Source organism: Rhodococcus sp. SG20037, assembly GCF_031763325.1.
GTDB lineage: Bacteria > Actinomycetota > Actinomycetes > Mycobacteriales > Mycobacteriaceae > Rhodococcus_F > Rhodococcus_F qingshengii.
Genome location: NZ_CP134497.1, coordinates 2,480,488 through 2,498,476, shown reverse-complemented (window position 1 = coordinate 2,498,476; position 17,989 = coordinate 2,480,488). Strand labels below are relative to the sequence as shown.

The following is a 17,989-nucleotide window of genomic DNA, read 5'->3' as shown; positions in this document are numbered from 1 at the left end:
GTCTCTACGGAACCGCGATGACTGTCATGGAGCCTGGTGCCACTTCCGTGAAACCAGCGTCACGAACCGCGACGGCCTCCGACTTCTTCAGCCGAACTACTGCTTCGGCCCACTGTTCCGGGCTCGCGTCGCGCACCGAGCAGCGAAAGTCGTTCTGCGCCCAGGCCCAGCACTGTTTCTCGGACATGGCCGCCGCCAACAACATCGAGGCATGCCCGACCTGTGCCGACGCCTTGCCAACCGTCATCTCGAGCGCCGAGTCGATCCACAGCACCGGAAGACCAGGCTCCGGCGGGCCAGGCTCGTCGTGCTCGAGATCGGTCCCACCGATCTGCAACTTCTTGATTCGCGGGTCCAGTTCTCCGACCGGCCCGGGAACCAGAGCCCGCGCCTGCGCGCCATCCACATCGACGGTGATTCCCGGCACCTCCTGCGCGGCGAGCCACTGTGCTCCTCGCGCTCGACGAGACACCTTCCGAATCCGGGCACCCACCCACGCCGAATAGTCCTCGTGCCAGGGGCCGGGTTCCCCGTCTTCGGTGAACCCGACGCGTTCGTCCAGACACAGAGCCACAGCCGCCGTTGCCGCAGCCTCGAGCAGTGCGGTGCGCTTGGGCGGGTCTGCCTTCGGAATGTGCAGAACGATCGGCATCGCCAACACCAGTGCCGGATCCGCGGGATCGTCTCGCCCTCCGTACCCAGCAGCCAGCACCGCGTGGCGCTCGCGCCAGCGCGAATCGGGGCCGGACATCACAGCTGGATCGGAACTGAATGCTGGATCGGAACTCATGGAATCGGTACGCGTCGCACGCCACCGTCGACGGCGTCCGCAGCCTCGACCTCGTCGCGGGTCACACCGAGAATGAACAGCACAGCATCGAGGAAGGGATGCGACAAAGCAGCGTCCGCGACCTCCCGCAACGCAGGCTTGGCGTTGAACGCCACGCCCAGGCCCGCGGCGTTGAGCATGTCGATGTCGTTGGCACCGTCACCGACGGCGACGGTCTGTTCCATCGGCACACCGACCTGATCGGCGAACTTGCGCAGCGCAACGGCCTTCGCGGCGCGGTCGACGATTTCACCGATCACACGTCCGGTCAGCTTGCCGTCGACGATTTCGAGGGTGTTGGCGTGCACGAAGTCCAGTTCGAGTTCGTGTGCGAGGCCTTCGATGACCTGACGGAAGCCACCCGACACCACGCCGCAGTGGAATCCGAGACGGCGCAAGGTGCGAATCGTGGTTCGCGCACCCGGCGTCAGTTCGATGCTCTCTGCCACCTCGTCGATGACGGAGGCGTCGAGACCGGCGAGTGTCGCCACACGCTGGTGCAGTGATTCGGTGAAGTCGATCTCGCCGCGCATCGCAGCTTCGGTGACGGCGCGGACCTCGTCCTCGACGCCGGCCTTCGCGGCGAGCATCTCGATGACCTCGCCCTGGACGAGCGTCGAGTCCACGTCGAACACGATCAGACGCTTGGCCCGGCGAGCGAGACCTGCGCGCTCGACCGCGATGTCGACGTTTTCGAGAGCGGCGACCTCGGCGAGTCCGGTGCGCAGCTTCGCGTCGCCGTCCGCCGTATCGGCCGCGCTGACGCTGAGTTCGAGGCCGGTGACCGGATAGTCGGCGACACCACGGATGGAATCGATGTTTGCGCCCTGCTTCGCGAGTTCGCGTGCCACCGATCGCATTGCGCGAGCATTGACCGGGCTACCGAGAACAACGACCGCGTGGGTGGACACCGCGGGCCGTCCGGGATCGGCACCGATTTCGATGTCGACGTTCATTCCGACCGTCGCCATCGCCTGTTCGAGTTCTTCCTGAAGCGCTTCGGGATCGTTCGGGCAGGCAACCATGACACCGAGTGTCAGTCGACCTCGAATCACCACCTGCTCCACGTCGAGTAGACGCACATCGTGCCGCGACAGCGCCGCGAACAGTACCGAGGTGACGCCAGGGCGGTCCGGCCCGGTCACAGTCACCAGAACAGTGGTGTCAGAGGCACCCACCGAAAACTCCGATCGTTTCTTCGTTCGCGTCTTGATCGTCACTATTGTGCCAAGCGAAAGGCCCCACCCGTTACTCGGGCGGGGCCTTCGCTGATTACTTCAGTGTGTTACTTCGCTCAGGAGCGGCTGTCGGTTCCGGGGTCGCCTTCGTCCCCGACCGTGAGCGGCTCGTGACGAGCATCTTCGAGCACGGTGCTGGCGTTCTTCCCGCCGTGGCCGGGGCCGACGTGCGCTTCCGCGCGCATCCGCTCCACCATGTGCGGGTAGTGCAGCTCGAACGCCGGACGCTCGCTACGGATGCGCGGCAACTCGGTGAAGTTGTGACGCGGCGGCGGGCAGGTGGTTGCCCACTCCAGCGAGTTTCCGTAACCCCACGGATCGTCGACGGTGACAACTTCGCCGTAGCGGTAGCTCTTGAAGACGTTCCAGATGAACGGAAGCGTCGAGGCACCGAGTACGAAGGCGAAGATCGTGGACACCGAGTTCAGAACCGTGAACCCGTCCGAGGGCAGGTAGTCGGCGTAACGACGCGGCATACCTTCGGCGCCGAGCCAGTGCTGAACGAGGAACGTGCCGTGGAAACCGACGAACGTGGTCCAGAAGTGCCACTTGCCGAGGCGCTCGTCCATCATGCGACCGGTCATCTTCGGGAACCAGAAGTAGATACCGGCGTACGTGGCGAACACGACCGTGCCGAAGACCACGTAGTGGAAGTGGGCGACGACGAAGTAGCTGTCCGTGACGTGGAAGTCGAGCGGCGGGCTCGCGAGGATGACACCCGACAGACCACCGAAGAGGAAGGTGATCAGGAAGCCGATCGAGAACAGCATCGGCGATTCGAAGGTCAACTGCCCCTTCCACATCGTGCCGATCCAGTTGAAGATCTTCACACCTGTCGGCACGGCGATCAGGAACGTCATGAACGAGAAGTACGGCAGGAGAACAGCGCCGGTTGCGTACATGTGGTGGGCCCACACTGCGATCGACAGAGCGGCGATGGCCAATGTTGCGTACACCAGGCCGCTGTAGCCGAAGATCGGCTTACGGCTGAAGACCGGGAAGATCTCCGAGACGATGCCGAAGAACGGCAGCGCGATGATGTACACCTCGGGGTGACCGAAGAACCAGAACAGGTGCTGCCACAGGAGCACACCGCCCGTTGCCGGGTCGAAGATGTGCCCACCGAGATGGCGGTCGACGAACAAGCCCATGAATGCAGCGGTCAGCAGCGGGAACGCCAGCAGGATCAGGATGCTGGTGATGAAGATGTTCCAGGTGAAGATCGGCATGCGGAACATGGTCATACCGGGTGCGCGCAGGCAGATCACGGTGGTGACCATGTTGACGCCACCGAGGATGGTGCCGAGGCCGGCGACGGCCAGACCCAGGACCCACAGGTCGGCGCCGACGCCGGGGCTGTGCAGCGCGCTGGTCAGCGGCGTGTATGCCGTCCAACCGAAGTCTGCTGCGCCACCGGGCGTGACGAATCCGGCCGTCGTGATGATCGCACCGAACAGGTACAGCCAGTAGCTGAACGCGTTCAGGCGCGGGAACGCGACGTCGGGTGCACCGATCTGGAGCGGAAGAATGTAGTTCGCGAAGCCGAAGACGATCGGGGTCGCGTACAGCAGCAGCATGATCGTGCCGTGCATGGTGAACAGCTGGTTGAACTGTTCGTTGGAAAGGAACTGCATGCCGGGTACAGCAAGTTCGGCACGCATCATCAGTGCCATGAGGCCACCGATGAGGAAGAAGGCGATGGAAGTCGCCAAGTACATGATTCCGAGCACCTTGGGATCGGTGGTCGTGATCATCTTGAAAATGAATGAGCCCTTGGGTCCCTGCCGCGGCGGGTAAGGCCTGGCCGGCGCTATCGTGGGGACTGGCTGGGGCGCTACGGCAGTCACTGATCCTCCTGAATGTGCCTTTGGTCGCTCCGCAGACTCCGTCAAAGAGCCCTTGGTTGCGCCCGCAGGGTCCGTCGCCCGGGCTGCGGACAACGGCTTCTGGCTTGCGCTCATCGAATCGTAGACCGTGACTCCGAGGCACCGCGACCCGGTCCTACTCTGCGTCGTACTCGAGCATCCGTTTTTGGGGGCACCAAACGAACGACCTGCGGTTTATGTTCCCTCGGGAGTCCGAACCCACTTCCGAATCGGCGTGTCGTACCCGTCGAAGAATTCGGCCGGTGTCCGTTTTCGGCCATCTCCTCCACTGGTAAGGTCACCCTCGCCTAACTCACCTCAGGAGTATTCAGTGAAATTCTTTCCCCGCCGCGCCGCGCTGGTAGCCGTCGCAGCCTCGATCGCCTTGGTCGTTCCAGCCTGCTCGAGTAACGACGAGCCCGCTGCAACCACCACCTCGACCGAGTCGGGCGCATTCCCCCGCGCGATCGAACACTTCCGTGGAAGCACCGAAATCCCGGCAGCACCCCAGCGGATCGTCGCGCTCGACAACAGCTTCACCGACGCCGTCCTTCTCCTCGAATCCCCGCTCGTCGGCTACGTCGACTACCGCGAGCCCGGTCTGCCCGACTACCTCGGATCCTCGCGGGAGGAATTCGCCGCGGACGCCGTCTCGGTCGGCACGGTCAGCAGTGCAAGCCTCGAGAAGATCGCCGCACTGCAGCCGGACCTCATCATCTCCGCCGAGGTCCGCGACGGGAAGAACTACGAGCAGCTCTCCGCAATCGCGCCCACCGTCTTCACCCAGACGACCGGTCCGACGTGGAAGGACAACATCCGCGTAGTCGGTGAAGCGCTGGGCAAGGAATCGCTGGCCGAGGCGAAGATCACCGAATACGAAACACGCGCGGCTGCCGTCGGCAAGGAAATCAACGAGAAGGCGAACAACCCGGTCATCTCGGTAGTCCGGTTCGCCGGTGAACCGACCGCACGTCTCTACCGCACCACCTCGTTCAGCGGCATCGTTCTTCAGGACGCCGGATTGAAGCGCCCGGACAACCAGGGACCTGACCCCGCCGATGCCGGCAACATCATGATGAAGATCAGCCCCGAGCTGATCAACGAAGCCGACGCGGACGTCATCTTCATCAGCACCTGGCAGGACGCCGAGGGCAAGAGCGCCGAAGCTGCGAAGCCGTTCCTCGAGAGCCCGCTGTGGCAGACGCTTCGAGGACGCAAGGTCGACGTGGACGATTCACGGTGGATGTCGCCGGTCAGCATCCAGGGCGCGCACATGATCCTCGACGACCTCTCGGACACGTTCGAGGTGGACAAGCAGAACAGCTGAGTCGAACAGCTAACCTGAACGGCGCCCGCTCACACAGGAAGCCGTCGACTTGTCTGTTCTCTCACGCACGTCTGTTCTCTCACGCACGACCGCCCGCACGTCCGTTCGTCGTGTCTCGATCCTGGGGATCGCCGCCACGATGCTCGTCCTCGGTGGTTGCTCGTCCGACTCGTCGGACGATCCCGCGAGCACCATCGTCCGGACCACTACGTCGATCGCCGGTGCCGGCGTGATGGGCATCGAACGCGACACCGCCACCGCGTGCCCGACGCCGACGCAAGCCGACCCGGGAGCGGGCCCCGGGGTGAAGCGTCGAGTCGTACACACTGCGGGTGAAACCGAGGTTCCTTCCGATCCCCAACGGATCGTGGTCCTCGACAGCGTCTCGATGGACGCCGTGTGCGCCCTCGGCCTGTGGGAGCGGGTAGTGGGCGCCGCGACCGGTGTCGACTCACCTCAACCGTCGTACCTGGGTTTCGGCATCTCGGAGATTCCGAGTGTCGGCCCCGTGAGCGCACCTGACGTCAACGCCGTGAAGGCCGCCGCGCCGGACTTGATCCTCGGGTCCAGTCCGGCGTCCGACGGCTTGTACGGGCAACTCGACGCCATTGCCCCCACCGTGTTCGCCGGCTCGGATCCCGTGTACTGGAAAGCGCAGTTCGCCCTCGCCGGCCAGGCACTTGGCCGTTCGTCCGCGGCTGCGACGGAGCTGGACCGCTACCAGCAGGACGTCGTGCAGCTCGGCGACGCATTGAATGCATCGCAGACGCAGGCATCAGTGGTTCGGTTCGGTTCGAAGGACCTGCAGATCGAGGGCCCTGCATCCTTCGCCGGACAGATCCTCAGCGACGTCGGCGTCCGGCGCCCACCGGCGCAGCGATTGACCGATGCGACCACGGCACCGATTCCGGCCGACGATCTCAGCGCCGCCGAAGGGGACTTGATCTACGTCCTCTTCGACGGGCCGAACGGTCGTAGCTACGGCACCGAGGTCATGAAGAGCGACCAGTGGCAGGACCTCGCCGCTGCCACCGACCGACGTGTGTTCGTAGCGGAAGACGACATCTGGAACGGAAACGGGATGACTGCTGCCCGTGCCGTATTGGCGGACTTGAAGGGAACCTTGAACGGATATGCGAGCTGACTGGAACGAACCACAACTCCGACATTCGAAGCGGTTCGCCCCAGCTGTGAAGTTCGGGTTCTGATCATGCCGATCCCCGAATTCATTGTTGCACTGCGCGAGAAGGTCGGTCATGCGCCGCTCTGGCTGTCCGGAGTGAGCGTCGTGATCCGCGACGACGACGGTCGGGTCCTGCTCACCCGCCGCGCCGACAACGGTCAGTGGGCCGTCGTGTCCGGCGTTCTCGAGCCCGGAGAGGAACCGTCGGCGGCGGCGGTGCGGGAGGCGAAGGAAGAAACCGGCGTCGACGCCGAATTGATTCGGATCACGAGTGTCGATGTCACAGAACCCATTACGTACCCCAATGGTGACGTGACTCAGTACCTCGACGTCTGCTTCCTGGCCAGGTGGACCGGCGGAGATGCACACGTGGCGGACGACGAAAACCTCGAGGTCGCGTGGTTCGCGCCGAGCGGATTGCCTTCGGACATGACGGAAACCTCGCGTCTGCGCCTCGCAAAAGCATTGCTGGACAAGCCGGAAGCGTGGTTTCAGCGCTGACCCACTCCCCCATCGACGACCGAAGCCCGATTCCCGCGTGTGCAGGAGTCGGGCTTCGTTGGGTGCAGGGTCGCTCTAGAAATCCCAGTCGTCGTCTTCGGTGTTGACTGCCTTGCCGATGACGTAGGAGCTACCCGAGCCGGAGAAGAAGTCGTGATTCTCGTCCGCATTCGGTGAAAGTGCCGACAGGATAGCCGGATTGACGTCCGTCTCGTCCTTCGGGAAGAGGCCTTCGTAGCCGAGATTGTTGAGCGCCTTGTTGGCGTTGTAGCGCAGGAACTTCTTGACATCCTCGGTCAGACCGACGCCGTCGTAGAGGTCCTGGGTGTAGTCGACCTCGTTCTCGTAGAGCTCGAAGAGCAACTCGAACGTGTAGTTCTTGAGCTCTTCACGCTCGGCCTCGGTGAGCTGTTCGAGGCCCTTCTGGTACTTGTAGCCGATGTAGTACCCGTGCACGGCCTCGTCGCGGATGATGAGGCGGATGAGGTCTGCGGTGTTGGTGAGCTTGGCTCGCGAGGACCAGTACATCGGCAGGTAGAAGCCGGAGTAGAAGAGGAAGCTCTCGAGGAGCGTCGATGCGACCTTACGCTTGAGCGGCGACTCGCCGTTGTAGTAGTCGAGAACGATCTGCGCCTTGCGCTGCAGGTTGGGGTTCTCCTCCGACCAGCGGAACGCGTCGTCGATGTCGGGGGTGGAGCACAGCGTCGAGAAGATCGAGCTGTAACTCTTCGCGTGCACCGATTCCATGAAGGCAATGTTGGTGTACACCGCTTCTTCGTGGGGAGTGATCGCGTCCGGGATGAGGCTGACGGCGCCGACCGTTCCCTGGATGGTGTCGAGCAGCGTCAGGCCCGTGAAGACGCGCATGGTGAGCTGCTGCTCCTGCGCGGTCAGCGTTCCCCAGGACGGGATGTCGTTGGAGACCGGCACCTTTTCGGGCAGCCAGAAGTTGCTGACGAGGCGATCCCATACCTCGGCGTCCTTCTCGTCCTGGACGCGATTCCAGTTGATGGCGGAAACGCGACTGACCAGCTTGACCATAATTCCTACCTAGCGAGAGAGATACTGCCGAATGTTGGCTTGCCTGAACACTACCCGTTGTGTCGGGTCCGCGATGCCAACACAACAACATGTGTCGCACGCACCCCTCCACGAGTACAAAAAATGTGATATCAATTAAATATCACTTACCGATGGAAAGCGAGTCTCGCATGACCAGCACACCCACCGTGGCCGAGAAACCGACCGGTGTCGCCACCACAACGATCGCCGAACGCCCAGGCTGGGACCTGTCCGGCAGCTGGATGCTCCTCGGCGGCGTCCTTCTCTTCCTGGCCGGAATCGCGCTGTCCGTCGTTGGCGGAGTTCTGGGACTCTTCGCCCTGATTCCGGTCGGAGTGGTGCTGTTCATCGCGTCACTCCCCCTCCTGATGGGCCTGACCTTGGTGCAACCGAATCAAGCCCGAGTTCTGCAACTTCTCGGAAGCTCGTACAGCGGCACCCTGCGCACGCCGGGACTGCGATGGACAAATCCGCTGACGGTCCGTCGATCGATCTCGACGCGCATCCGAAACCATGAGACCGGTCAGGCGAAAGTGAACGACGCCGACGGCAATCCCATCGAGATCTCGGCGGTGGTCGTCTGGCAGGTGGCCGACACAGCGCTCGCCTCGTTCCAGGTGGACGATTACGAGGAGTTCGTCTCCGTACAGACCGAGGCGGCCGTCCGCCATATCGCCGGTAGCTACCCGTACGACGCCGAAGGCCGAGTCTCGTTGCGCGAGAACGCCGATATCATCACCACCACCTTGTCGGAGGAGGTTCACGCCCGCGTGCGTGCGGCGGGTGTCGAAGTTATCGAGACACGCATCAACAGGCTCTCGTATGCACCGGAGATCGCCAGCGCGATGCTTCGGCGCCAGCAAGCGGGTGCTGTGATAGCCGCCCGCAAGCAAATCGTCGAAGGCGCGGTGTCCATGGTCGACATGGCACTCAAGCAGCTCGAGGAGAAGCACGTCGTCGAACTCGACGAGGAACGCAAGGCCACGATGATCAGTAACCTTCTGGTCGTGCTGTGCGGCGACCGCGACGCACAACCGGTGCTGAACACCGGTTCGCTCTACCAGTAAAGGAAAGGCCACATGGCCACGGATCCAGCTCCGCGATCCGAGCGTAAGAAGATCCTTCTTCGGTTGGACCCAGCGGTACACGACGCCCTCGCCCGCTGGGCCGCCGACGATCTCCGAAGTACCAACGCCCAGATCGAGTTTCTCCTTCGGCGCGCACTCACCGAGCACGGTCGAATGCCGAAGAATGCCGGCAAGATGCACGGTCCCGGCCGCCCGCCGGCCTGATACCCCTGTGCGCCTTTTTGGTAGTAACCACTACCGAAAAGGCGCACGGGGGCGGAGCCCTTTACAGCATGCAGGAAACGCAGCCCTCGACCTCGGTGCCTTCGAGTGCCATCTGACGCAGACGGATGTAGTACAGCGTCTTGATGCCCTTACGCCACGCGTAGATCTGCGCCTTGTTGATGTCGCGAGTGGTTGCGGTGTCCTTGAAGAACAGCGTCAGCGACAGGCCCTGGTCGACGTGTTGCGTTGCGGCAGCATAGGTGTCGACGATCTTCTCGTACCCGATTTCGTAGGCATCCTGGTAGTACTCCAGGTTGTCGTTGGTCAGGTAGGGCGCCGGGTAGTAGACGCGGCCGATCTTGCCTTCCTTGCGGATCTCGATCTTCGACGCCACCGGGTGGATGGAGCTGGTGGAGTAGTTGATGTACGAGATCGAGCCGGTCGGCGGGACGGCCTGAAGGTTCTGGTTGTAGATACCGTGCTTCTGAACCGAAGCCTTCAGCTCACGCCAGTCGTCCTGAGTGGGGATGTGCAGCTTCGCATCGGCGAAGAGTCCGCGAACCTTGTCGGTTGCCGGCTCCCAAGCCTGATCGGTGTACTTGTCGAAGAATTCACCCGAGGCGTACTTCGACTCCGGGAAACCCTTGAAGTACGAGCCGCGCTCGATGGCGATCTTGTTCGACGCACGCAGTGCGTGGAAGAGCACGGTGTAGAAGTAGATGTTCGTGAAGTCGATGCCTTCTTCGCTGCCGTAGAAGATCCGCTCACGAGCGAGGTATCCGTGCAGGTTCATCTGACCGAGGCCGATGGCGTGAGAGTCGTTGTTGCCCTGCTCGATCGACGGCACCGAGTAGATGTGCGTCTGGTCGGACACTGCCGTCAATCCGCGGATCGACACTTCGATGGTCTTGGCGAAGTCGGGCGAGTCCATGGTCTTCGCGATGTTCAGCGAACCCAGGTTGCAGGAGATGTCCTTGCCGACCTTCGAGTAGGACAGGTCGTCGTTGAACAGTGAAGGCGTCGAAACCTGCAGGATCTCCGAGCACAGGTTCGAGTGCGTGATCTTGCCCTCGATCGGGTTTGCCCGGTTCACCGTGTCCTCGAACATGATGTAGGGGTAGCCCGATTCGAACTGCAATTCGGCGACGGTCTGGAAGAACTCGCGAGCTTTGATCTTGGACTTGCGAATTCGCTTGTCGTCGACCATCTCGTAGTACTTCTCGGAGACGTTGATGTCGGAGAACGGAACTCCGTAGATGCGCTCGACGTCGTACGGCGAGAACAGGTACATGTCCTCGTTCTTCTTCGCCAGTTCGAACGTGATGTCCGGGATCACGACGCCGAGTGAGAGCGTCTTGATACGGATCTTCTCGTCGGCGTTCTCACGCTTGGTGTCGAGGAACCGGTAGATGTCGGGGTGGTGCGCATGCAGGTACACAGCACCGGCGCCCTGACGCGCACCCAACTGGTTGGCGTAGGAGAACGAGTCCTCGAGAAGCTTCATGATCGGGATGACACCCGAACTCTGGTTCTCGATCTTCTTGATCGGGGCGCCGTGCTCACGAACGTTGGTGAGCAGCAAGGCAACTCCGCCACCGCGCTTGGACAGCTGCAGTGCCGAGTTGATGGAGCGACCGATGGACTCCATGTTGTCTTCGATACGAAGCAGGAAGCAGGACACGGGCTCACCGCGCTGCTTCTTGCCCGAGTTCAGGAACGTCGGGGTGGCGGGCTGGAAGCGTCCGGCGATGATCTCGTCGACGAGTTCGACGGCCAGGTCTTCGTTGCCTGCGGCCAGGGTGAGCGCAACCATGCAGACACGATCTTCGAAACGCTCTAGGTAGCGCTTACCGTCGAAGGTCTTGAGCGTGTAGGAGGTGTAGTACTTGAATGCACCCAGGAACGTCGGGAAGCGGAACTTCTTGGCGTACGCGTGATCGATCAGGAACTTCACGAAAGTACGTGAGTACTGATCGAGAACCTCGGGCTCGTAATAGTTTTCCTCGACGAGGTAGTCCAGCTTCTCGTCGAGGTTGTGGAAGAACACGGTGTTCTGGTTGACGTGCTGCAAGAAGTACTGACGGGCTGCAGCGACATCCATCTCGAACTGGATCTCACCGTTGGCGCCGTACAGGTTGAGCATGGCGTTGAGTGCGTGGTAGTCGAGACCGTTGGTGGAATCGCCGCCGCGCGCATCACGCTCTACGCTTCCTGCCGCGATCGTGTCAGTGATGGTTGGCGCCACTGCCCGTGCTCCTTCTCTGTTTCGAGATGATTCCAGAACTCCCCCAAGCCTTCTCGTACCCGGTCGACGTCCTCGGCAGTGCCCATGAGTTCGAACCGGTACAGAAAAGGAACGTGGCATTTCTGGGAAATGATGTTTCCTGCATAGCAAAAGGACTCACCGAAATTGGTGTTTCCCGCCGCGATCACTGCTCTGATCAACGACCTGTTGTGTGGATTGTTCAAAAAACGAATGACCGGCTTCGGTACATAACTGGTGTCGCGCCCTGTCACGGTGACCCCGCCACCATAGGTGGGCAGAATCAGCACATAGGGCTCGTCTACACGAAATGAGCCGTCACGGTCATGGATAGGTATACGTGTCGCAGGCAGGCCGAGACGTTGAACGAATCGGTGGGTGTTCTCCGACACGCTGGAAAAATAGACCAGCGAAGTCATCGGTTGTCACCATTTTCTTGTACGGTGCCCGGAACTACTCAGATGTGTCGGCGGAGGTGTCCACCGCCGACACTGCGGCGCTTCAAGCAGCGACGGTCAGGGTCTTGATGCGATCGGGACGGAAGCCCGACCAGTGATCTTCACCGGCAACCACGATGGGTGCCTGGAGGTACCCGAGAGCCATGACGTAGTCGCGGGCTTCGGCATCCTCGGTGATGTCGATGACGTTGTATTCGAGACCGGCCTTGTCCAGGGCGCGGTAGGTGGCATTGCACTGAACGCAAGCGGGCTTGGTGTAGACGGTGATGCTCATGAGAGTCCCTCTTTCGCTTAGCCAACAAAGGCCGATGTAGTGATGTTCAGCACCGATACGACCGATTGCCGGAGTCTCGCTCGAGGCGTTCCGCGTTGTGGTCTCTCAGTGCTCAAGACACTACACCTAGTGGCCGACAGAAACACATAACGCGAGATGTTGTGAGTCACATCGTTGGAATTCCCAGGTCGCCCCAGTTCAGCGCCTTCATTTCCCGGCGCGTCGGCGTGTCGTGCGTCACAGTTTCTTTTTGTGCTCGCCAGCCTCTCGGAGCCGCGCCACGGACCTACCATGAGCGTCGTGGAAACACCCCCGAAGGACGAGGCTCCACGCCACGAGGCAACCGTGACGAGAACACAGCAGGTGACACCGTTGATGCGCAGAATCACCTTCGGTGGGGAGGGCCTGAGCGACTTCGAGACGAGCGGGAGCCCCGACGAACGGGTGCTCGTCAGATTCCCCCTCGATCCCCCTCACGCCCGTAGTTACACCGTCCGGCGCTGGCAGCCGTCGAAGAACGAACTGGAGATCGACTTCGTTCTCCACGGCCACGGCGGCGCGGCACTCTGGGCCGCGACTGCGCAACCGGGCGAGACCGTTCACCTCTCGACGGCGAGCGGGTGGTTCACGCCGCCGGCAGGTTGCGACTGGCTGCTGATGGTCGCCGATCACGCCGCTCTGCCCGCGATCGGGCGAATTCTCGAAGAAGCACCCGACGGTCTACCGATCCACGTCATCGCGCAGGTACCCGCGCCGAGTGAACAGCAGACGTTCACGACGCGCGCCGACGCTCACTACCGATGGATCGAGGAATCGGACTCGCTGCTCGCCGAATTGGCCGGCGCTGCCCTGCCCCCCGGCGAGGGCTACATCTGGTGTGCAGTCGAGGCCGCGGCCGCCAGACGCATCCGCACTCACCTGCGTCGAACATGGGAAATCCCGGCAACCCGCATGCACGTGATGGGTTACTGGCGGGAGGACAAGGAGAACTGGGAGCGTCGGTACGCCGCCGTCGCCGACCGTATCGATGCTGCGATGGGCGAAGCGATGATGGCCGGCAAGGATTTCGAGTCGGTTCGCGACGCGGTCGACGACGCGATGGAACGCGAAGGGCTCTAGCGCGCATACAATTGAGGACCACACCTTCCGGCATGGCCCTCATTCGTGAAACGAATTACGCGTTGACGAGCTGCTTGCCGGCGTCGACGAGGTCGGAGACGACCTTGGAGACCTGAGCGAGCACCTCTGCGTTCTCACGCGGGTGCAGCTCACCGAACAGTGCGCCGGTTCCACCGATGCTCAGTGCAGTGTCCTCGACGACCTTGCCGCCGGCGATACGGACCGCCTTGGTGGTGTCTTCGTGTGCCCACTTGGCGCCGTTGCCGCTGGGCGAAGCGCTGATGACTGCGACAGCCTTGTCCTTGACTGCACCGACACCGTACGGACGCGAGATCCAGTCGATGGCGTTCTTCAGAACTGCGGGAATGGTGCCGTTGTACTCGGGGGTGACGAGCAGGAACGCGTCCGCGTCGCTCGCAGCGGAGCGCAGTGCGTCGACAGCGGGGATGGAAGCACCCTCGACGTCGATGTCTTCGTTGTAGAAGGGGACGTCGGCGAGGCCTTCGAAGACCGTCAGCGTGGCGCCCTCGGGTGCGGCGGACACAGCCGTCTCGGCAAGCTGGCGGTTGACGGATCCGGCGCGCAGGCTGCCGACGAGAACGAGAACATTGGTCTGTGACATAGCGAGTTTCCTTCGAGAGTGGTGCGGTTGGTGGCTCCGGTTGAAAGTTATATCAACTAAACGGACCGCGGTCCACTTACATTCCCCGGCCCTGTAACCTGATCCCGTGAGCGCAATCCCCCTCCCCCAGATCGGCGCCGCGCCGGTCGAGCGCGGTGACGCAGCACGTAACCGCGTACTTCTGCTCGACGCCGCAGCCCTCCTCGTTGCCGAGCGAGGTGTCGACGCGGTGACGATGGACGCTGTCGCGTGCCGAGCCGGTGTGGGCAAGGGCACAGTTTTTCGGCGCTTCGGCAATCGATCGGGACTGATGCAGGCACTGCTCGATCACACCGAGCGAGAACTGCAGCAGGCATTCATGTTCGGCCCCCCACCGTTGGGTCCGGGCGCGCCGCCGATCGAGCGCCTCATCGCGTTCGGACGAGCCCGGATTGCCATGGTGGAAGTACAGGGCGAAGTCCTCCGAGCGGCGGAAAACGCTCCTGAATACCGCTTCGGCGGTCCGGCCCGGGCTCTCGGCATCGCTCACGTCATCGGGCTTCTTCGAGGAGCCGGCGTCGAGGGCGACCTCGATCTGCTCGCTTCAGCACTGTTGGCACCGCTCGAAGCGTCGCTCGTCCTTCATCAGGTGCGCGATCTCGGGATGACCACCGAGCGCCTGGCGGCCGGCTGGGAAGACCTTGCCCGGCGCGTTACTCGATGTTGACTCCCCAGATCCGTCCCACCACTTAATGTGAGCCCATGCGCATCGCTGCAGCCGTCATCGGCCTCCTGACCATCGCCGCGGTAAGTGGTTGCTCCGCTTCGTCCGACTCCCCCGAAGACAAGACGGATCCCTCCGGTCGTGTGTTCATCTCGACCTCCGTGGATGGAACACAAATTCCCGGCGGCGGCCCGCTGACTCTCGACTTCAGTCAGGCCGGTCGAGTGTCCGCGAGCGCCGGATGCAACACGGCAAACGGTTCGGTCGAGTTCAACGACGGCACGCTGACCACCGGCACCATGGCGTCGACCATGATGGGCTGCCCTCCCGGCATCGCCGAGTCCGACTCCTGGACAACAACATTGCTGACCGCTGCGCCGGCGTGGAGCCTCGACGGCGACACCCTCGTCCTGACATCGAAGGACGCCACAGTCACCCTGCAGGACAAGAAAATCGTCACGCCGGATCGACCGCTGCAGGGCACGACGTGGACTGTCACGTCCCTCATCAGTCCCGATGCGATCAGTACGAGCCTGGCTCTGGAGACGTCAGCTCCCGAACTGACGATTGCCGCAGACGGTTCGGTCAGCGGGAGCACCGGATGCAATCGCATGACCGGAAGCGCCCAGACGTCCGACACCACAGTCACGTTCACGCCGATGGCAACCACGCGTATGGCTTGCCCCGAGGAGAACATGGACATCGAGCGCCAGATCCTGGCGGTGCTCGACGGCGAAGTGAGCTACACCGTCGACGCCGACACGCTGACCCTGCGCAAGCCCGACGACACCGGATTGATACTGACTGCGCAGGCTTGACCAGACGCTGCAGGCTCGATCAGACGTTGTCGAGCAGCCAGCGCCCCAACTCGCGGGCGCTGGCATCGATCATCGCGGGCCAGTCCAAGGCCGAGTCGTCCGCGTGATCGCTGACGTGTTTGACGAGTCGGCAGGTAGCACCCGCAGCCTGCGCGGCGAATGCGATGGCAAACCCCTCCATGTCGACCAGATCGGCTCGCTGCGCAAGGGCGTCCCGGGTTGCAGCGTCGGCGATGAATGCGTCGCCGGTCGCCAACACCGAGTCGTCACCGCCGGCGAGCACCAAACGGTCCGCGACGTCGTGCCCCAGCGCTCGGATCGCGGTGCTGCTGATGTCGTGATTGATGACGACGCCGGGAACATAGAGGCCGCCGTGGTGCGCGTGCAGCGCACCGGCTGTCCCGATGTTGACGACCAGCGGCAGATCATCCCGCTCGTACCGCGCGAGAGCAGAGGCGACTGCTGTTGCAGCACTGACCTTTCCAATCCCCGTGATCAGCAGTTCGTATCCTTGCGGCACGTATGCCGCTTCCGACTTCGTCGCACTGACCACCAGAACGTTGTTCGCACTCATGTGCGCGACCGTACCGCCCCGGATACGGTGGCACTGCACGCGCCTGCTCACATCGCTAGAGTCCATTCATGGCCACACTGCGTGAAAGCATCATCGAAGAACTCGGCACAAAGCCGACAATCGACGCCGCAGCGGAGGTTCGCGCGCGAGTCCAGTTCCTGAAGGACTACGTGCGCTCGACCCCCGCCAAAGGGTTCGTTCTGGGAATCAGCGGCGGTCAGGACAGCACGCTCGCCGGAGCCCTCGCCCAACGCGCGGTCACGGAACTTCGTGAAGAAGGCCACGAGGCCGAGTTCGTCGCCGTTCGACTCCCCTATGGCGCTCAGGCCGACGAATCCGACGCTCAGATCGCGCTCGGCTTCATCAAGCCGGACCGCTCTCTCACGGTCAACGTCAAGCCTGGCGCCGACGCGACGGCCCGTGAGGCCTCCGAGGCGCTGGGAAACGGCGAACTACGCGACTTCGTCCGCGGCAACATCAAGGCGCGCGAACGAATGGTCATCCAGTATGCGATTGCCGGTCAGCTCGGCTACCTCGTGATCGGTACCGACCACGCCGCAGAAGCGATTACCGGCTTCTTCACGAAATTCGGTGACGGCGGTGTCGACATCACGCCGCTCACCGGCTTGAGCAAACGCCAGGGCGCTGCATTGCTGCAGGAATTGGGCGCACCCGAGAGCACGTGGCGCAAGGTGCCGACCGCCGACCTCGAGGACGACCGACCCGCGCTACCCGACGAAGTTGCCCTCGGCGTCACGTACTCACAGATAGACGACTACCTCGAAGGAAAGGACGTTTCCTCCGAGGTAGCCGAGAAGCTCGAGAAGATGTTCACCAACACTCGTCACAAGCGCACGGTGCCGGTCACACCCCTCGATGACTGGTGGAAGTAACTCCTACCAGAGCTCTTACCAGCGACTAGCTACCGAACAGGCTGCCGAAGACGTCGCCCAGCGAACCCGTTCCCGAAGCCGGATCCTTCTTCGCGAAGTTGGTGGTGCATCCGTTGAACTGCACTGCATCGACCAGCGTCGACGTGGCGGCGGAACCGGTGCCCACACTGACGCCGTAGTGGTCGACTACCGCGTTCGGGTTCGCGGCGACGATGTCAGCCAAAGGCACTGACACGCGGTCCTTGGCGCCGTCGATGTTTTGAGTGCTCCACCACACGCCCTTCTGGAGATCCGCGTGAACGCCGCCGTCAGCCGTCGGCGTGGCGTCGGGTCCCGGGACCCACACCAGGGTGGTGAATCCGTTCTCGAACTTTCCGCCGGTCGTTCCGGTGAGGCGGAGCTGGAACGCCGCAGTCGGCGTGGCGGCGCGCTCGGCAAAGCCGATCGCCTTGCCGACTGCGTCGGACAACTTGATACCGCCGGCCGAATGGTAGGAAACCGAACGATCGCCGGTACCGTCGACGGCCAGCTTCAGTGAACCGTCCTTGTCGAGAACGTTGTCGGCCGAGTACGACGCGGTCTGATCCTTCTCGTCGGTGAACGGGATGCCCCAACCGTTCGGCGTCGCTTCGGTGGACAGGGTCGAGCACGAGGCTTCCGGCGCAGAAGAGCCGAGAGAACCGGTGGACGGAAGCGCAGTAGCAATTGCCGGAGCGGTGAGTGCAGCTGCCCCGAGGAGTGCTACGACGACTCCGACACGGCGCGTGGAATTAATCGACATTGAAATACCTTTCACATATCCCGAGTGGAATTGCGCCAAAATTAACACATGTCGACAATTACCAACAGCGAAGGTATTTCTTTTGTCATCCAAACAGATGACAATTCACCTTGGCAATTCGAAGTGCATTCGCTCCCCCAAAAGTAGGAGAAACTAAACAAAACGACCAATGCTGGGCAATTGACCA

General features: G+C 62.5%; 19 protein-coding genes. 9 read left to right on the top strand and 10 right to left on the bottom strand.

All coding sequences use genetic code 11. From position 1 onward, the window contains the following. Positions 1-4: 4 nt before the first annotated feature. The 3 genes from RHP72_RS11600 to ctaD form a co-directional block, all read right to left on the bottom strand. Positions 5-790, bottom strand: coding sequence for a peptidyl-tRNA hydrolase (locus RHP72_RS11600; RefSeq protein WP_063836273.1), 786 nt, complete (start codon positions 788-790; stop codon positions 5-7). Then, complete coding sequence (serB, locus tag RHP72_RS11595) at positions 787-2,007, bottom strand: phosphoserine phosphatase SerB (protein WP_003944761.1); 1,221 nt, start codon at positions 2,005-2,007, stop codon at positions 787-789. Before serB ends, RHP72_RS11600 begins: the two co-directional genes overlap by 4 nt. Positions 2,008-2,123: 116 nt before the next feature. Further along, on the bottom strand, positions 2,124-3,914 hold the full coding sequence (ctaD, locus tag RHP72_RS11590) for a cytochrome c oxidase subunit I (protein WP_020907234.1): 1,791 nt from the start codon (positions 3,912-3,914) through the stop codon (positions 2,124-2,126). A 349-nt stretch (positions 3,915-4,263) separates the two neighbouring features. Here ctaD and RHP72_RS11585 point away from each other — a divergent pair, with 349 nt between their 5' ends. The 3 genes from RHP72_RS11585 to RHP72_RS11575 all read left to right on the top strand — a co-directional run bounded on the left by RHP72_RS11585 (position 4,264) and on the right by RHP72_RS11575 (position 6,943). Continuing rightward, complete coding sequence (locus RHP72_RS11585; RefSeq protein ID WP_217018718.1) at positions 4,264-5,259, top strand: ABC transporter substrate-binding protein; 996 nt, start codon at positions 4,264-4,266, stop codon at positions 5,257-5,259. 49 nt (positions 5,260-5,308) lie between these two features. Beyond that, a complete protein-coding gene (locus RHP72_RS11580; protein WP_047271244.1) occupies positions 5,309-6,403 on the top strand; it encodes an iron-siderophore ABC transporter substrate-binding protein in 1,095 nt (364 codons plus the stop codon). 66 nt (positions 6,404-6,469) lie between these two features. Beyond that, positions 6,470-6,943, top strand: coding sequence for an NUDIX domain-containing protein (locus tag RHP72_RS11575; RefSeq protein WP_083059848.1), 474 nt, complete (start codon positions 6,470-6,472; stop codon positions 6,941-6,943). A 75-nt stretch (positions 6,944-7,018) separates the two neighbouring features. Here the strand turns inward: RHP72_RS11575 and nrdF are convergent, their stop codons facing one another. Then, on the bottom strand, positions 7,019-7,984 hold the full coding sequence (nrdF, locus tag RHP72_RS11570; protein WP_003944744.1) for a class 1b ribonucleoside-diphosphate reductase subunit beta: 966 nt from the start codon (positions 7,982-7,984) through the stop codon (positions 7,019-7,021). 170 nt (positions 7,985-8,154) lie between these two features. On the opposite strand from nrdF, the gene RHP72_RS11565 reads away from it, so the two are divergent. Continuing rightward, a complete protein-coding gene (locus RHP72_RS11565) occupies positions 8,155-9,072 on the top strand; it encodes an SPFH domain-containing protein (protein ID WP_003944699.1) in 918 nt (305 codons plus the stop codon). 12 nt (positions 9,073-9,084) lie between these two features. Beyond that, positions 9,085-9,297, top strand: coding sequence for a hypothetical protein (locus RHP72_RS11560; protein ID WP_003944723.1), 213 nt, complete (start codon positions 9,085-9,087; stop codon positions 9,295-9,297). A 61-nt stretch (positions 9,298-9,358) separates the two neighbouring features. Here the strand turns inward: RHP72_RS11560 and nrdE are convergent, their stop codons facing one another. From nrdE to nrdH, 3 genes are all read right to left on the bottom strand, one after another. After that, entirely contained in the window at positions 9,359-11,542 is a 2,184-nt protein-coding gene (gene nrdE / locus RHP72_RS11555) for a class 1b ribonucleoside-diphosphate reductase subunit alpha (protein WP_003944756.1), read from the bottom strand. After that, positions 11,500-11,979, bottom strand: coding sequence for a class Ib ribonucleoside-diphosphate reductase assembly flavoprotein NrdI (gene nrdI, locus RHP72_RS11550; protein ID WP_003944767.1), 480 nt, complete (start codon positions 11,977-11,979; stop codon positions 11,500-11,502). Before nrdI ends, nrdE begins: the two co-directional genes overlap by 43 nt. A gap of 82 nt (positions 11,980-12,061) precedes the next feature. Further along, the gene (nrdH, locus tag RHP72_RS11545) at positions 12,062-12,292 is read right to left on the bottom strand and encodes a glutaredoxin-like protein NrdH (protein ID WP_003944717.1); all 231 of its coding nucleotides are present in this window, start codon (positions 12,290-12,292) and stop codon (positions 12,062-12,064) included. 291 nt (positions 12,293-12,583) lie between these two features. Between nrdH and RHP72_RS11540 the strand changes: the two genes are divergently transcribed. Further along, the gene (locus RHP72_RS11540) at positions 12,584-13,411 is read left to right on the top strand and encodes a siderophore-interacting protein (RefSeq protein ID WP_007736059.1); all 828 of its coding nucleotides are present in this window, start codon (positions 12,584-12,586) and stop codon (positions 13,409-13,411) included. 55 nt (positions 13,412-13,466) lie between these two features. Here the strand turns inward: RHP72_RS11540 and RHP72_RS11535 are convergent, their stop codons facing one another. Beyond that, complete coding sequence (locus RHP72_RS11535) at positions 13,467-14,033, bottom strand: NAD(P)H-dependent oxidoreductase (RefSeq protein ID WP_030534957.1); 567 nt, start codon at positions 14,031-14,033, stop codon at positions 13,467-13,469. Between the two features lie 106 nt (positions 14,034-14,139). Between RHP72_RS11535 and RHP72_RS11530 the strand changes: the two genes are divergently transcribed. Then, the gene (locus RHP72_RS11530; RefSeq protein WP_003944690.1) at positions 14,140-14,739 is read left to right on the top strand and encodes a TetR/AcrR family transcriptional regulator; all 600 of its coding nucleotides are present in this window, start codon (positions 14,140-14,142) and stop codon (positions 14,737-14,739) included. 35 nt (positions 14,740-14,774) lie between these two features. Continuing rightward, positions 14,775-15,554, top strand: coding sequence for an META domain-containing protein (locus RHP72_RS11525; protein WP_007736061.1), 780 nt, complete (start codon positions 14,775-14,777; stop codon positions 15,552-15,554). 19 nt (positions 15,555-15,573) lie between these two features. Here RHP72_RS11525 and RHP72_RS11520 read toward each other — a convergent pair whose 3' ends face one another. Then, a complete protein-coding gene (locus RHP72_RS11520) occupies positions 15,574-16,128 on the bottom strand; it encodes a nucleosidase (RefSeq protein WP_003944766.1) in 555 nt (184 codons plus the stop codon). 68 nt (positions 16,129-16,196) lie between these two features. Between RHP72_RS11520 and nadE the strand changes: the two genes are divergently transcribed. Beyond that, positions 16,197-17,021, top strand: a complete 825-nt coding sequence (gene nadE, locus RHP72_RS11515; protein ID WP_003944695.1) for an ammonia-dependent NAD(+) synthetase — start codon at positions 16,197-16,199, stop codon at positions 17,019-17,021. A 25-nt stretch (positions 17,022-17,046) separates the two neighbouring features. On the opposite strand, the gene RHP72_RS11510 is transcribed toward nadE, so the two are convergent. Continuing rightward, on the bottom strand, positions 17,047-17,802 hold the full coding sequence (locus RHP72_RS11510; RefSeq protein ID WP_003944763.1) for a hypothetical protein: 756 nt from the start codon (positions 17,800-17,802) through the stop codon (positions 17,047-17,049). Positions 17,803-17,989 lie beyond the last annotated feature (187 nt).

Coding starts and splice junctions, on each gene's coding strand:
- RHP72_RS11525 (WP_007736061.1), top strand. CDS start 14,775: ATGCGCATCGCTGCAGCCGTCATCGGCCTCCTGACCATCGCCGCGGTA.
- nadE (WP_003944695.1), top strand. CDS start 16,197: ATGGCCACACTGCGTGAAAGCATCATCGAAGAACTCGGCACAAAGCCG.
- RHP72_RS11600 (WP_063836273.1), bottom strand. CDS start 790: ATGAGTTCCGATCCAGCATTCAGTTCCGATCCAGCTGTGATGTCCGGC.
- RHP72_RS11535 (WP_030534957.1), bottom strand. CDS start 14,033: ATGTCACAGACCAATGTTCTCGTTCTCGTCGGCAGCCTGCGCGCCGGA.
- RHP72_RS11540 (WP_007736059.1), top strand. CDS start 12,584: ATGAGCGTCGTGGAAACACCCCCGAAGGACGAGGCTCCACGCCACGAG.
- RHP72_RS11565 (WP_003944699.1), top strand. CDS start 8,155: ATGACCAGCACACCCACCGTGGCCGAGAAACCGACCGGTGTCGCCACC.
- RHP72_RS11520 (WP_003944766.1), bottom strand. CDS start 16,128: ATGAGTGCGAACAACGTTCTGGTGGTCAGTGCGACGAAGTCGGAAGCG.
- RHP72_RS11560 (WP_003944723.1), top strand. CDS start 9,085: ATGGCCACGGATCCAGCTCCGCGATCCGAGCGTAAGAAGATCCTTCTT.
- RHP72_RS11510 (WP_003944763.1), bottom strand. CDS start 17,802: ATGTCGATTAATTCCACGCGCCGTGTCGGAGTCGTCGTAGCACTCCTC.
- RHP72_RS11575 (WP_083059848.1), top strand. CDS start 6,470: ATGCCGATCCCCGAATTCATTGTTGCACTGCGCGAGAAGGTCGGTCAT.
- nrdI (WP_003944767.1), bottom strand. CDS start 11,979: ATGACTTCGCTGGTCTATTTTTCCAGCGTGTCGGAGAACACCCACCGA.
- nrdF (WP_003944744.1), bottom strand. CDS start 7,984: ATGGTCAAGCTGGTCAGTCGCGTTTCCGCCATCAACTGGAATCGCGTC.
- nrdH (WP_003944717.1), bottom strand. CDS start 12,292: ATGAGCATCACCGTCTACACCAAGCCCGCTTGCGTTCAGTGCAATGCC.